At 65.8% G+C, this 14,197-nt stretch carries 15 protein-coding genes; 8 read left to right on the top strand and 7 right to left on the bottom strand.

Features of this window, described 5'->3' with window-relative positions:
• Positions 1-44: 44 nt before the first annotated feature.
• Positions 45-950: a metal-dependent hydrolase gene (locus DB708_RS08405; protein ID WP_108921485.1), complete on the top strand. Its 906-nt coding sequence runs from the start codon at positions 45-47 to the stop codon at positions 948-950.
• A complete protein-coding gene (locus DB708_RS08400; protein ID WP_235616682.1) occupies positions 951-2,120 on the top strand; it encodes a hypothetical protein in 1,170 nt (389 codons plus the stop codon).
• Here the strand turns inward: DB708_RS08400 and DB708_RS08395 are convergent.
• Positions 2,115-3,413, bottom strand: a complete 1,299-nt coding sequence (locus tag DB708_RS08395) for a cytochrome P450 (protein ID WP_108921484.1) — start codon at positions 3,411-3,413, stop codon at positions 2,115-2,117. The genes DB708_RS08400 and DB708_RS08395 overlap by 6 nt on opposite strands.
• 51 nt (positions 3,414-3,464) lie before the next feature.
• Entirely contained in the window at positions 3,465-3,812 is a 348-nt protein-coding gene (locus DB708_RS08390; RefSeq protein WP_201263459.1) for an MmpS family transport accessory protein, read from the bottom strand.
• 98 nt (positions 3,813-3,910) lie between these two features.
• On the opposite strand from DB708_RS08390, the gene DB708_RS08385 reads away from it, so the two are divergent.
• Complete coding sequence (locus tag DB708_RS08385) at positions 3,911-4,996, top strand: NAD(P)H-dependent amine dehydrogenase family protein (protein ID WP_108921482.1); 1,086 nt, start codon at positions 3,911-3,913, stop codon at positions 4,994-4,996.
• 133 nt (positions 4,997-5,129) lie between these two features.
• On the top strand, positions 5,130-6,944 hold the full coding sequence (locus DB708_RS08380; protein ID WP_108921481.1) for an Hsp70 family protein: 1,815 nt from the start codon (positions 5,130-5,132) through the stop codon (positions 6,942-6,944).
• Here the strand turns inward: DB708_RS08380 and DB708_RS08375 are convergent.
• Positions 6,941-7,336, bottom strand: coding sequence for a hypothetical protein (locus tag DB708_RS08375; protein ID WP_108921480.1), 396 nt, complete (start codon positions 7,334-7,336; stop codon positions 6,941-6,943). The genes DB708_RS08380 and DB708_RS08375 overlap by 4 nt on opposite strands.
• Positions 7,337-7,485: 149 nt before the next feature.
• Positions 7,486-8,442 carry an SDR family oxidoreductase gene (locus DB708_RS08370; protein ID WP_108921479.1) on the bottom strand — a complete coding sequence of 319 codons (957 nt, stop codon included), beginning with the start codon at positions 8,440-8,442 and terminating at the stop codon, positions 7,486-7,488.
• Between the two features lie 57 nt (positions 8,443-8,499).
• Here DB708_RS08370 and DB708_RS08365 point away from each other — a divergent pair, with 57 nt between their 5' ends.
• Positions 8,500-9,264: an SHOCT domain-containing protein gene (locus tag DB708_RS08365; protein WP_108921478.1), complete on the top strand. Its 765-nt coding sequence runs from the start codon at positions 8,500-8,502 to the stop codon at positions 9,262-9,264.
• A 12-nt stretch (positions 9,265-9,276) separates the two neighbouring features.
• Here the strand turns inward: DB708_RS08365 and DB708_RS08360 are convergent, their stop codons facing one another.
• Entirely contained in the window at positions 9,277-9,900 is a 624-nt protein-coding gene (locus DB708_RS08360) for an MBL fold metallo-hydrolase (RefSeq protein WP_108921477.1), read from the bottom strand.
• The gene (locus tag DB708_RS08355; protein ID WP_108921476.1) at positions 9,901-10,998 is read right to left on the bottom strand and encodes an S-(hydroxymethyl)mycothiol dehydrogenase; all 1,098 of its coding nucleotides are present in this window, start codon (positions 10,996-10,998) and stop codon (positions 9,901-9,903) included.
• Positions 10,999-11,140: 142 nt separating this feature from the next.
• On the opposite strand from DB708_RS08355, the gene DB708_RS08350 reads away from it, so the two are divergent.
• From DB708_RS08350 to DB708_RS08340, 3 genes are all read left to right on the top strand, one after another.
• Positions 11,141-12,160 (top strand): class I SAM-dependent methyltransferase, encoded by a 1,020-nt coding sequence (locus tag DB708_RS08350; RefSeq protein WP_108921622.1) that lies wholly within the window; start codon positions 11,141-11,143, stop codon positions 12,158-12,160.
• 13 nt (positions 12,161-12,173) lie between these two features.
• Entirely contained in the window at positions 12,174-12,995 is an 822-nt protein-coding gene (locus DB708_RS08345) for a serine hydrolase domain-containing protein (protein WP_108921475.1), read from the top strand.
• 137 nt (positions 12,996-13,132) lie between these two features.
• Positions 13,133-13,645: a DUF3145 domain-containing protein gene (locus DB708_RS08340; protein ID WP_108921474.1), complete on the top strand. Its 513-nt coding sequence runs from the start codon at positions 13,133-13,135 to the stop codon at positions 13,643-13,645.
• Positions 13,646-13,653: 8 nt separating this feature from the next.
• On the opposite strand, the gene DB708_RS08335 is transcribed toward DB708_RS08340, so the two are convergent.
• The gene (locus DB708_RS08335) at positions 13,654-14,166 is read right to left on the bottom strand and encodes an Rv2253 family sensor-like surface protein (RefSeq protein ID WP_108921473.1); all 513 of its coding nucleotides are present in this window, start codon (positions 14,164-14,166) and stop codon (positions 13,654-13,656) included.
• Between the last annotated feature and the right edge of the window lie 31 nt (positions 14,167-14,197).

Here is a 14,197-nt window from a genome sequence, read left to right as displayed (position 1 = left end):
ATCGTTACAGCCGGACTTTGAACGTCAACACGAGGTAGTCACCGATGACAGACCTGGTCGTCCGCAAGATGGCATTCCAATTCGACGCTTCGGCGTCCAAGGTGCCGTTCCTGTGGCAACCGGCCAACCCGGAGTTCGCGATCTTTTGCAACGCGTTCACGTTCATCGCGGTGCCGTTCGAGAAATACATCATCGCCGCGCTTCGTCGGGCCCAGGACCGGCTGAGCACCGACACCGCCGTGGCGCAGGAAGCCGAGGCCTTCCTGCGGCAAGAGGCCCAGCACGCGGCCGCACACCGCAAGCACATGATCGCGCTGATCGAGCAATACCCGGGCCTCGAACAGTGCTACGACCAAACCGTGGCGTCCTACAACGACCTGATTGCCGCGCATCCGGTCGAGTTTCACGCCGCCTACATCGCCAACCTGGAGGCCACTTTCACGCCGATGTTCAAAGTGATCCTGGACCACCGGGATTCGCTGTTCGGCGGCGCCGACACCCGGGTGGCGTCGCTGATGATGTGGCATTTCGTGGAGGAGATCGAGCATCGCAGCTCGGGACTGAAGCTCTACCGGCATCTGATGCCGAACCCCTGGTATCGCGTCAAACACGTGCGCCAGACCTTCCGGCATGTCGGCACGATCGCGGCGGCGGTCGCCAAGGCCATCGACGAACACATTCCGTTCGCCGAGCGGGGTGCCTGCGCGCAGGACGTGATGGCCTCGGCGCTGCGTCGTGAATTCCGCTACCGGATGGGCAGACGGTCGGGTTCGCCGCCGGTATTTCACGCCGTGCCCTCCGCAGACCTGCTCAGGATGCTGTGGAGGTTGGCGCTGTCGCAGATGCCGCACCACGATCCGGCCGACCAACCGCTGCCCGCCTGGGCCGCAACATGGATGCGCGAATACGACCGCGGCACCGATATGACGACCTTCGTCGGGAAAGGGTGAATGCCTGTGCTGTCAACCAACTACGGCGGCCTAGTGCCCGAGGACGAACTCCTCACGCATCAGATCGTCGACACCTTCGCCACGGTGAGCCAATCGGATCCGTCCTGGACGGAGAAGATCTGGAGCACCGCGCACGCCCGCGACAACTCCCTGCAAGTCGCGCTCGGCATCGGAAAGTACACGAACAGAGGTGTTTTCGACGGTGCGGCGGGCGTGTGCCGGGGGACCGAACAGTGGACCGTGCGGGGTGGTCGACGGCTGTCGTCGGACCCATCGGGCACCGACGTCGGGCCCATCCACTACAGCGTGGTCGAGCCACTGAAATCGATTCGGATCAGGCTCGACAAGACCGAACATGCCCCAATCGCCTTCGACGTCGAGATGCGGGGCAGCTTTCCCGCGACATTGGAAGACCCGTGGCCCGACCGCAGCCCTGACGGCTACCGGGTCACGCATAATGTGTTGCGCTACCACCAGATTGGCGTCGCGTCGGGTTGGGTCGAGCTTGACGGCGAGCGCACCGAAATCGATCCCGGCGAATGGATCTCGATCCGCGACCACTCGTGGGGGCTGCGCCCCGGCGTGGGCAAGCCCATCCCCGGGCTGCCCCGCGGCGGTCGCCGCATCGACCAGATGTTCATGACCTGGTGCCCGATGACGATGGTCCGGCCCGACGGATCGGCCTACTCGCTGTTCGTGTTCCTTCAACACGAGAAAGGCGACGGATTCGAATCGACCCGCTACCAAGCCGAACAGCAGAACGGCGACGGCACCGCCGTCCGCTTCACCGCCGTCGACCAGGAGCTGCACTTCGAGGATTCCAACCGCCGGCTGACTCACGGAACCATCACGCTGACCGAAACCGATGGCACCAAGCGGCCTTTGACGATCACCGCCGCCGGGCCGACCGGGTTTCACCTCGGCACCGCGGGTTACTACGGCTGGAATGACTGGGTCTATGGGCAGTGGGTCGGGGACCTGAAGGTGGAGGGATACCACACACCGAACTGCGACCATCCCGAAATCGCCCGTAAGGTGCACCAATTGCGCGACCTGCTGGTGCGTGTCGAGGATCCGGTCGGTGGCGGGGTCGGGATGGGCAACGCCGAGACGTTCGCGTTCGGTGCGATGCCCGAACTTGGCCTCAGCGCCGAGAATTCGTTCCTATGAGCTCGGCGGAGTCCAGGAGACCGGCAGGGTCTTGATGCCGTGAATGAACTGCGACAGCAGCCGCGCCGGTTTACCGGTCACGGTGATGTCCGGGATTTCACGGCGCAATTCGTCGAAGGCGACCCGGATCTCGCGACGAGCCAGGTTGGCACCTAAACAGAAGTGCGCGCCTCCGCCGCCGAAGCCCAGATGCGGGTTGGGATTGCGCGCGACATCGAACGCCCACGGGTTGTCGAACCGTGATTCATCGCGGTTGGCCGAGTTGTAGTACAACGCGACCTTGTCACCGGCCGCCATCTTGACGCCGCTCAACTCGAAGTCACGGGTCAGCGTGCGGCGCATGTAGATAACCGGCGATGCCCACCGCACGATCTCCTCGACTGCCGTGGGTGTCAGCTCGTCGAAGTCGGCCCACCACTTCTGCCGTTGCTCGGGAAAACGGGACAACGCCAGCACGCCGTGGCTGATCGCGTTGCGGGTGGTTTCGTTGCCCGCCACCACCAGCAGGATGAAGAACGACGCGATCTCCTGGGAGGTGAGCCGGTCGCCGTCGACCTCGGCTTCGACCAGGCTGGTGGTCAGATCGTCGTGGTGGTTGGATCGGCGGTCTTCGGCCAGCGCGGTGGCATAGGTGCCGATGTCCATCGACACATGCATGAACTCTTCGAAGTCGGTGGTCAGATCGGGATCGCCGAAACCGAGAATCACGTTGGTCCAGTGGAAGATTCGCTGATGGTCCTCTTCCGGAATTCCCATCATGTCGCAGATCACCTGCAGCGGCAGCGGCCCGGCGAGCTCGGTGACCAGGTCGGCGTGGCCGTCGGGATGGTTGGCGATCAGCGAGGTGACCAGTCGGTGCGCGCGTTCTCGCACCGAAGCCTCAATGCGGGCAACCACTTTCGGGGTGAAGGCCCTGCTGACGATCGAGCGCAGCCGCTGGTGTCGTGGGTCGTCGGTCACGATCATCGAGCCGAAGTACTCGGCCAACTCGGCTGTCTGGTCGTTGACCGTGATGCCGCCGGCGGAGCTGAAGATCTCGGGATGACGGCTGGCGAAGTGGACGTCGTCGAGTTTGGTCAGCGCCCAATAGCCGGTGCCCGATTCAAACCCCTCCATCTCAATCACGGGCCAGAACGAGATCGGAGTTTCCCGGCGCAACGCGGCGAAAGCGGCGTCGCGGATGTCGTCGTTGTGTACCCAGAAGTCCAGCGACTCGAGATGGACATCGGCAAGCGGAATTTCGGGCGGTGGCGTCCCATTTGGGCGCGCCGCGATACCGGTCTCCAGGCTCACTTAACTCTCCTTCGCCGTTGAAGAAGTGACACGGCAGAGCTTAAACCCGGATCAGTGCGTACAGACGGTTCTCGCCGGAACTCCCGTCGTCGCCGTCGCAGCGCTGACCACGTTGCCGTCGAGCAGAATCTTGCAGGAAATGGGGCCCGGTCCCTGCGCGCTGAGAGTGAACACCTGCCCGCCGTACGCGGTGAACTCCGTGGACCAGGGCAGCGGCGCATTGATCTGGTGCAGCTGCCCGGTGTCGGTTTGGTAGTAGATGACCTGGGCCACCGCGGGCCCGTTGATCTCGTAGCGGACCTGGGGCATCTGGGGTATGGCGTGGGCGACGCCGCAGGCATTTGCGAACCCGAAACCGATGGCCAGCAGCATCGACGGTGCGGCGAGGTGCTTTGTCATGAAATGCATCGTGTCACTTAGCGGGACAGGGTGCTAGAGGTCACACTGTGCGCGCTTAATGTGAAGCCAAGCGGGGGCCGGCGAACGGAAGGTTTGGTATGTCGATAAGCGGCTCAAAGCGTGTGGTGGTGTTTGGCACGGGCTTCGTGGGCAGGATGGTGATCCCGGAGATCGTCAAGCACCCGCTGTTTGAGTTGGTCGGCGTGGGCGTCAGCAATCCGGACAAGGTTGGCCGCGACGTCGGGGAGATCTGCGGGATGCCCGAGCAGGTGGGTGTTGTGGCCACCGACGACATCGACGCCCTGATCGCCTTGAAGCCCGACGCTCTGGTGCATTACGGCCCGACGGCGATGCACGCCAAAGAGAACATCTCGCTGATCACCCGCTTCCTGCGGGCCGGCATCGACGTGTGTTCGACGGCGATGACGCCGTGGGTGTGGCCGACCATGCACCTGAACCTGCCGAACTGGATCGAGCCGATCACCGAAGCGTGCGAGCTGGGGCAGGCGTCCTGCTTCACCACGGGCATCGACCCGGGATTCGCCAACGACCTGTTCCCGATGACGCTGATGGGGCTGACATCGGAGATCCGCAAGGTCCGGGCGTCGGAGCTGCTGGACTACACCAACTACGAAGGCGACTACGAAGTCGAGATGGGCATCGGCCGCGAGCCCGAGTACAGCCCGATGCTGGAAAACCGCGACGTGTTGATCTTCGCCTGGGGTGCGACCATCCCGATGATCGCGCACGCCGCCGGGATCATGCTCGACGAGATCACCACCACCTGGGACAAGTGGGTGACCCCGACCGAGCGCAACTCCGCCCGGGGCGTGATCAAAGCCGGTCACGTCGCCGCCGTCCGGTTCACCATCAACGGCGTCTACCAGGGCGAAACGCGCATCCAGCTCGAACACGTCAACCGCATCGGGCTCGACGCCGCGCCCGACTGGCCGACGGGCAACGACAACGACGTCTATCGCGTTGACATCGAAGGAACCCCGAGCATCTTCCAGGAGACCGCGTTCCGGTTCACCGACGGCTCGGGCCGGGACGCGGCCGCCGCCGGGTGCCTGGCGACCGGGTTGCGCGCGTTGAATGCCGTGCCGGCAGTCAACGATTTGCGGCCCGGCTGGGTCACCCCGCTGGACCTTCCGCTGATCGCAGGAGCAGGCAACATACGCTGACCAGCGCGGATGCTGTGGCCGATTCGTTATACAGCTCACGCATAGCCAATGCAGAGATTGGCTATAGGTATAGGCGATAAAATCGGGCTTTGGCGGATGCGGGGGCATTCCGCTCGATATACGGGGATGGACCATGTCAGACGGAGCTGCGCCCGCGCTGGGGCTCTCGATTGGTGCGACTAATTTCGCCGCGGTCACCGCCGATCACGCCGTTACACGTAAGCCCGTCATGACGCTGTACCGCGAGCGTCTACCCGAGATCGGGGTGCCGGCCGAGAATCCCCGACTGGACCAGCCAGGCTTGGTGATCACCGGCTTCGTCGACCGGGTCGGCGATCCGATCGGCATCGTGGCGGCCGACGGCTCGGTGCACCAGAGCGAGGCGTTGGCCGCCGACGGATTGCGTGCCTTGGCCTACGCCGCCGCCGGGCGCGAGCTACCCGAAAACGTCGCGGTGACCCACCCCGCGCACTGGGGATCGAACGCGGTCAACGCGCTGGGTTCCGCGCTGAGCCGGGTGCCCGAATGGACAAACCGTGCCCAGCCGCTGACGTTGATCCCCGATGCCGCCGCGACGCTGTTCGCCGTGCGGGCCAACCCGGGCATCCCGGCGCGCGGGACCGTGGCCGTCTGCGACTTCGGCGGCAGCGGCACCAGCATCACGCTGATGGACGCCGCGGGTGACTACTACCCTCTTGCGCCGACCGTGCGGCACCTCGACTTCTCCGGCGACTTGATCGATCAGGCGCTGTTGACGACCGTTCTGGCCAACCTGCCCAGCGCCGCTTCCTTCGATCCGTCCGGCACCTCGGCGATCGGGCCGCTGGGCCGGCTGCGGACCGGTTGCCGAAACGCCAAAGAGCAGCTCTCGTCGAGCACGGTTGCCACGCTGTCCGAGCGGCTACCGGGGATACCGGGCGAGGTCCGGCTCACCCGCAACGAACTGGACGACGCGATCCGCACGTCGCTGACCAACTTTGTGACGGTCCTGGATGAAACCCTGGCGCGCAACGGGATTCGCGATCTGGTCGCGGTGGTCTCGGTCGGAGGTGGCGCCAACATCCCGGCGGTCACCACGATGCTCTCCGGTCACCTGCGAGTTCCGGTTGTGACGATGCCGCGGCCGCATCTGGCGCCGGCCATCGGTGGGGCGTTGCGCGCGACGCGTGGACCGGGCGAGACCAGCGCGACCCTGCTGACCCCGGCCGCCTCCCGAGCCACGGCAGCGGCCGTAGCGGCGGCGGTCGCCGCTCCCGTGGCGGTGGAGGAACACAAGTCCGTGCTGACCCAGGCGCCGCCCTCGGAGCCGGTATCGAGCCTGATGCCCGCGCTGGCTTGGTCTGAGGCGGCCGACGATTCGCGCGTCATGCCCGTCGGCGCCGCGACTCATGGTGGCGGGTCCGGCTATACGTCGGCGCGCCCCGCCATGAACTTCGACCAGCCCGAGCGGCCACAGCGGGAGAAAAAGACCTCAGTCATTCCCTGGCATCGGATGCCGGGGATGGTGATCATCAGCACGGCAGTGGCGGTGTTGCTGGTTGGCGTCGCGTTGGCGATCGGCCTCTCCGACAACAAACCGGCCACGACGCCGAGCCCCGGCGTGGGAACGAGTCCGGTTTCCGCGCCACCACCCAACAGTGGGGCGCCACAACCCGCCCCGGCGAGCCAGGCGCCGATCACCGGTCAGGCCGCGACTCCAGCAGAGCCCGCCGCGCCGCCACCGGCCGACGCGCCTGCTCCGGCTCCGGTGGCAGTGGACACTCCGCCGCCCGCGGCCGTCGATACGCCGGTCCCGGCGGCACCCTCGCCACCGGTCGAGGCTCCGGCTCCGCCGCCGGTGCCCCAAATACCGGCGCCCGCACCGCGGGTCCCGCCGATCCCGGCGATTCCGCCCATCCCACGTATTCCTGGATTTGGCATGCCAATTCCAGGACTTGGGGGTTCCTAGGACGGCCTGCCGCCGGCCGCAGGCCGCTTCTCGCCCTTGTTGTCCTCGGCGGCCAGTTTCTTGAGTTCTTCGTTCAAGGCCTTGTCTTTCTCGATTTGTTCTTTCTGGGCCTTGTCGTCGCCTGAACCCTTGCCGTCCGGGCTTTCGTTGTTCTTTGGGTTGCCGTCATCGTCCAGCCAGGCGCCGATCGCGGTCCCCGAGACTGCCCCGCCGGATCCCGGCAGCACCAAGGTGGGCCGGTCCTCGTAGGCCGTCATCATTTCGGCGGCTTTTTCTTTTTGTTCCTCGCCCGGCTTCGGCTTCTCCGTTAGCTGCTGATCGGCGTCCTGAGGCTGCTCAGCTGCCTGCTGGTCGGCTTCTTGGCCAGCTGTTTTGTCATCCTGCACGCTCATTTGACGTCCCCCTTGCGAGTTGCAGTTTCGACCCCCGATTCGCTGTCGGTTACCCGTTGCCGCGCGGTGCCGAAACTCTGGTCACCGCGATCTTTTTGCCTGACCAGCGGTCATAAGCAGGGTGAGGCTGAAAAGCCTTGTCTGAGTTGCTAATTGGTTGCTGGGTAGCTGACGCCGGTGAGCTTCTCGGAAATCTCCCACAGTCGCCGGCAGTCGTCGTCGTTGCGGGCACGCGCGGGCGTGCTGGCAACTTTCACCCCGCCACCTGCGAGTTCCATGAATCCGCGTGGTCTGTAGAATTCGCCGCCCTCGGCCGCCGGGGTGGCCGCGGCATACAGGGCGGGCAGAATCCCCTCGTCGATCTCCTGCCACAGGAAGGGCGTGAAACGCCACGACGCCTTGTACAGGCGCTCCATCAGCGCCGGCTTTTCGCGGCCATAGGACGGTCCGCTGACCTGCAGGTTGGTCTTGGTCAGGCCGGGGTGTGCGGCGTTGGAGACGATGCCCCAGCCGCCGGCGCGGCTGCGCTTGTCCAACTCGCGGGCGAACATCAGCACCGCGATCTTGGACTGGCCGTAAGCCGGCATCGGCGCGTACGACTTTTCGAACTGTAAGTCGTCGAAGTGGACCTTGCCGCTCTGGCTGGCCGCGAGGCTGCTCAACGAGACGACTCGGGCGCGCTCCGCGGCGCGCAGCAGCGGCAGCAGATGCGCGGTCAGCGCGAAGTGCCCGAGATGGTTACTGCCGAACTGCAATTCGAAGCCGTCGGCGGTGGCATCGCGTTCCGGTGGTGTCATCACCCCGGCGTTGTTGATCAGAATGTCGATCGGCCGGCCTTCGGCGTTGAGTTGCTCGCCCAGCGCGGCGACCGAGGCCAGCGACGACAGGTCGAGGGATTTGATCGTCAGCTTGGCATCCGGCACGCTGTCGCGGATCTGCTCGACTGCCGCCTCACCCTTGGCCCGGTTGCGGATCGCCATGACCACGTCGGCGCCGGCCGCCGAGAGTCGGCGGGCCAACCCGAAACCCAGACCGCTGTTGGCTCCGGTGATGACGGCCAGTTTCCCGGACAGGTCTGGCACGGTGGCGACGAGATCGTTGGACATGGCTATCAGTGTGCTCTTTCGCTGGCCCCGGGTCACTAGCAATGACACACTGCGTGGATGCGCAGCAGACGGATTGCCAAGATTTCGCTGGCCGCTGCCATCGCGATGATCATCGTGTCGATCGGCGGCTTTATCGTCACGCTGGTGCTGAACGCGTTTTTCCTGGACAAGTACAACGCCTACGGCGAGGTCCCGATCCCGGGTTCGGGCAGCGTGTACCTGCCCGCCGGCGAGGTCACCGTCAGCCTGCACGCCGTGGTGATCGGCGGCCCCAACGGCGGCGGCCTGCCGGTGCCGCCGCTGGGGGTAACGATCAGCCCGCCCGACGGGATGGCACAGCCGTCGATGACCGAAAATATCGGCAGCACAACAACAGTCAACAACGACGCACACGTGCGGGTGTGGGTGGCTCAGATTCCCGCCGCGGGCACGTACAACATCACCACCGACGGCCAGGTCAACGGATTCATCGCGCCCCGACTGGCCTTCGGCCACGCGAGTTCCTACGGCTTTTTGGTGTGGGTGTTTGTCGCGATGTTCGTTGTGGGCCTGGTTGATTCGATCGTGTCGGGACTGTGGCTGTCCCGCACCCGGCGCCGGGCGGCAGCGGCGGTGGTGCAGGCATCCCAGCTGTCCGGGCCCACCGAGTGGCCCGTCGTGCCGGTGTCAGCGCCCATGGTGCCGCCCGCCGTGGCGTACGAACCCACCGATGAGGGCGTTCGGCTGGAGCGGCTCAAAACGCTGGCGGCGCTGCGAGATTCCGGGGCGTTGACCGAAGAGGAGTTTCAGATCGAGAAGCAGCGAATCCTCGAAGGTCACTGAGTTACCGCCGGGTCAGTGGCCCCGCGCCACCCACTCCTGGTAGTGCACGATCTCGTCGCCGATGATGGTGCTGTCGCCGTGGCCGGTGTGCACGACGGTCTCGCCGGGCAGCTTGCCGAGCCGCTCGGAGATCGACTGCAGGATCGTCGGGAAATCGGAGTACGAGCGCCCGGTGGCGCCGGGGCCGCCGGCGAACAGGGTGTCGCCGCTGAACACGACACCGAGGTCGTGCACGTACCAGCACACCGATCCGGGGGAGTGGCCGGGGGTGTGCAGCGCGGTTAGCTCGGTGCCGGCGATGTTCAACTTTTGCCCATCGGAGATGGCACGAAAGTCTTTGTCCTGGTGGGTCATTCGCCATAGCTCTTCGTCGGCGGGATGCAGCAGCACCGGTGCGTCGAGTATCTTGCCGAGTTCGGGCGCCACCGTGACATGGTCATTGTGGCCATGCGTGCACACCACCGCCACCACATGGCGGCCTCCCACAGCGTCGACGATCGGCGTCGCATCGTGAGCCGCGTCGAACACCACCACGTTGGAGTTGTCGCCGATCAACCAGATGTTGTTGTCGACTTCCCAACTGCCGCCGTCGAGTTCGAAGGTGCCGTGCGTGACGACCCGATCGATGTCGACCATCTACAGCACCACTACCGAACGCAGCACCTTGCCGTCATGCATCTTCTCGAACGCCTCCTCGATGCCGTCTAGCCCGATTCGTTCCGAAACAAACTCTTCCAACGGAAGCCGGCCCTGCAGATACAGATCGATCAGGGTGGGGAAGTCGCGTTCGGGTAGGCAGTCGCCGTACCACGACGACTTCAACGACCCGCCGCGAGAGAAGAAGTCGACCAGCGGCATCTCCAGCTTCATATCCGGCGTCGGCACACCTACCAGCACCACGGTGCCGGCGAGATCACGAGCGTAGAAGGCCTGCTTCCACGTCTCGGGCCGGCCGACCGCGTCGATCACCACGTCGACGCCGAAGCCGTCGGTGAGGTCCTGGATGGTTTCGACCACGTCCTTTCCGGGGTCGAGTTCGCGGGCGTTGAGGGTGTGGGTGGCGCCGAACTTACGGGCCCAGTCCAGCTTGGTGTTGTCGGTGTCGACGGCGATGATCTTTTTCGCGCCGACCAGCGCGGCACCCGCGATCGCGGCATCGCCCACACCGCCGCAACCGATCACCGCGACGGTGTCGTCGCGGTCGACGGCGCCGGTGTTGATCGCGGCGCCGATGCCCGCCATCACGCCGCAGCCCAGCAGCCCGGCGACCGCGGGGTCGGCATCGGGATTGACCTTGGTGCACTGACCGGCCGCGACCAGCGTCTTGTCGGCGAAGGCCCCGATGCCCAGCGCGGGGGTCAGCTCGGTGCCGTCGGTCAGCGTCATCTTCTGGGTGGCATTGGAGGTGTCGAAGCACAGGTGTGGCTTGCCACGTTTGCAGGCTCGGCACTGGCCGCACACCGCGCGCCAGTTCAGGATCACGAAGTCGCCCGGCTCGACGGCGGTGACGCCCGGCCCGACCGCTTCGACCGTGCCCGCGGCTTCGTGGCCGAGCAGGAACGGATACTCGTCGTTGATGCCGCCCTCGCGATAAGTCAGATCGGTGTGGCACACCCCGCAGGCGATGATGTCGACCAAGGCCTCTCCGGGACCGGGGTCCGGGACGACGATGTCGACCAGTTCGACGGGCTGGCCCTTCTTGCGTGAAATCACTCCGCGCACTGTCTGACTCATGGCCTACAACCTACTGTCGAAGGCCATACACTGCGCGGCCGGGCGTCCACCCATCAGCCTTTGTCAACCGGCGCGACAGCGAGCGGGTGTAGCGTCCGTGAGCGTGACGGCCGTGGAAACCACCGAAGAATTCGCCGACCGGATGGTCGCAACCATCGATGGCGCAAGCCTCGCAATCCTGCTGAGTATTGGGCACCAGACCGGTCTGCTGGACAAGATGGCCGCACTCGGGGCGGCCACCAGCGCGCAGATCGCCGACGCCACGGGCCTCAACGAGCGTTACGTCCGAGAGTGGCTGGGCGGCATGACGACCGGACACGTCGTCGACTACGACGCCGGCGCCGGAACCTACGCACTGCCGGCCCACCGCGCGGCGGTGCTGACCCGTGCCGCCGGGCCGGACAACCTGGCGCTGGTGGCCTTGTTTCTCCCGCAGCTCGGCGAGGTCGAGCAGAAGATTGTCCGATGTTTCCGCGAGGGTCGCGGCCTGCCGTACAGCGAGTTCCCGCGCTTCCACGCGCTGATGGCCGAACAGAGCGCAACCGTGTTCGACCTGGCGCTGGTCGACGTCGTGCTGCCGTTGGTCGACGGCTTGCCGGAACGCTTGCGCTCCGGAGCCGATGTGGCCGATCTCGGCTGCGGCAGCGGTCATGCGATCAACGTGATGGCCCAGGCGTTTCCAAACAGTCGGTTCACCGGCATCGACTTTTCCGAGCAGGCCATCTCCACCGGCGTCCAGGAGGCGGCTCGTCTCGGCCTGACCAACGCGACCTTCGAGAGCCACAACCTGACCGCGCTGGACAAGACGGATGCCTACGACGTGATCACGGTCTTCGACGCCATCCACGATCAGGCCCAGCCGGCGCAGGTGCTGGAGAACATCTATCGCGCCCTGCGACCCGGCGGCGTGTTCCTGATGGCCGACATCAAGGCGTCCAGCCGGCTCGAGGAGAACGTCGACATCCCGATGAGCACCTACCTCTATACCGTCTCGCTGATGCACTGCATGACAGTGTCGCTGGCGCTGGACGGCGCCGGGCTGGGCACGGCCTGGGGATCTCAGTTGGCCATCTCGATGCTCGGCGACGCCGGATTCGGTGACGTGCAGGTCGCCGAGATCGAGTCCGACCCGATCAACAACTACTACATCGCCACGAAGTGACGCGCCGGACCTAATGGCCGCTCTCGATCTTCTCGATGACTGGCCGGTTCCGGCCGCCGCCGCCGCGGTGATCGGGCCCGCCGGGGTGCTGGCCACCCACGGCGACACCGAGCGGGTGTTCGAGCTGGCGTCGGTCACCAAGCCGCTGGTCGCCCGCGCCGCGCAGGTCGCGATCGAAGAGGGCGTCGTCGAGCTGGACAGCCCTGCCGGCCCGCCCGGCTCGACGGTCCGGCATCTGCTGGCGCACGCGTCGGGCCTGGCGATGCACTCCGATCGGGTGCAGGCCAAGCCCGGCACCCGGCGCATGTATTCCAACTACGGCTTTGCCGTGCTGGCCCAGACCGTGGAGCGAGAGTCGAGCATCGAGTTCGGCCGCTATCTCGCCGAGGCGGTGTCCGAGCCGTTGAACATGGCCGCGACCCGGCTGGATGGCGGCGCGCTGGAAGCCGGCTTCGGCGGCACCTCGACGGTGACGGACCTGGCGGCATTCGCCGGCGACCTGTTGCGCCCGTCGATCGTCTCGCCGCAGCTGCACGCCGACGCGACGACCGTGCAGTTTCCCGGCCTGGACGGCGTGTTGCCCGGCTATGGCGTGCAGCGGCCCAACGATTGGGGGCTGGGCTTCGAGCTCCGGGATGCCAAATCGCCGCATTGGACGGGGGCGCACAACTCGGCGCGGACCTACGGCCATTTCGGTCAAGCAGGCGGTTTCATCTGGGCAGATCCCGATGCGGACCTGGCGCTGGTGGCCCTGACAGACCGCGATTTCGGCGACTGGGCACTCGACCTGTGGCCGGCCGTCGCCGACGCGGTGCTGCTCCAATACATGAAATAACCATCGAGCACTAGCGCAACACGGGTATCACAGGGCACAATAGACACGTACGAAACAATCGCATCTAAATAATCCAGCTTGTCGGTTCGCCAGGTCGTTGGGGAAGACGTCCCTCGTGGAACCGAAGGAGCAGGTAGATGCGTGCGTCGAATCAATTCGCCGACGTGACGGCTGGTGTGGTGTACGTGCACGCCTCGCCCGCGGCGGTGTGCCCGCATGTTGAGTGGGCGTTGTCGTCGACCCTGCAGTCCAAAGCCAACTTGGTGTGGACACCGCAGCCGGCGATGCCGGGACAGCTGCGTGCCGTCACCAACTGGGTCGGTCCGGTGGGTACCGGTGCCCGGTTGGCCAACGCGCTGCGGTCCTGGTCGGTGCTGCGGTTCGAGGTGACCGAGGACCCAAGCCCCGGAGTCGACGGCCACCGCTTCAGCCACACCCCGCAACTGGGCTTGTGGACCGGCGCAATGAGCGCCAGTGGCGACATCATGGTCGGCGAGATGCGGCTGCGGGCGATGATGGCGCAGGGCGCCGACACGCTGGCCGCCGAGCTGGATTCCGTGCTGGGCACCGCGTGGGACGAGGCGCTCGAGGCCTACCGCGACGGCGGCGAGGCCGGCGAGGTGACCTGGCTCAGCCGGGGCGTCGGCTAGGCCACTCGCTACACGACGGGCGGATTCGCCGGCGCGGCGGACACTGGCATATCGACATTGCCCTGACAGGCACCGCTTTTGATATCAGTGTGAAAAACGCCGGTCAGGACGCCATTCGGCCCGGGCGTGTACGCCGTGATCGATTTCGCGGGGTCGGATTCGGTTGTCCCGTCGGGCAATAGGCAGTCCCATTGCCAGGTCATCTCGCGCACCCACTGGGACCCATTCCAGGTGAACTCGATCGTCGGTGGCATGGAGTCGTTTTTGGGCGGCGGTGGGTCGTTCACCGTGGCGGTGCAGGCACCGGCCGTGCACTTCGAGGTGATCGAGACGCTGGCCCGGTGAGCGTATTCGGGTTGGCGGGCGGCGATGCTGGTGCCGTTCTTCGCGTTGGCGGACAACGTCAGGATGTACTGCCCGTTCCAGAGCGGGTCGGCTGCGAACGCCGCGGGGGCAAGCGATAACGCCCCCGACGACACGAACGCCAAAGCGATAACCGCGGTTCTGCGACGACCCGACATCGTTCCTCCCAGGGCAGCGCTCCCACGGCGC

The organism is Mycobacterium montefiorense (genome assembly GCF_003112775.1).
Lineage (GTDB): Bacteria > Actinomycetota > Actinomycetes > Mycobacteriales > Mycobacteriaceae > Mycobacterium > Mycobacterium montefiorense.
This window is presented reverse-complemented; position numbering and strand designations above follow the sequence as displayed.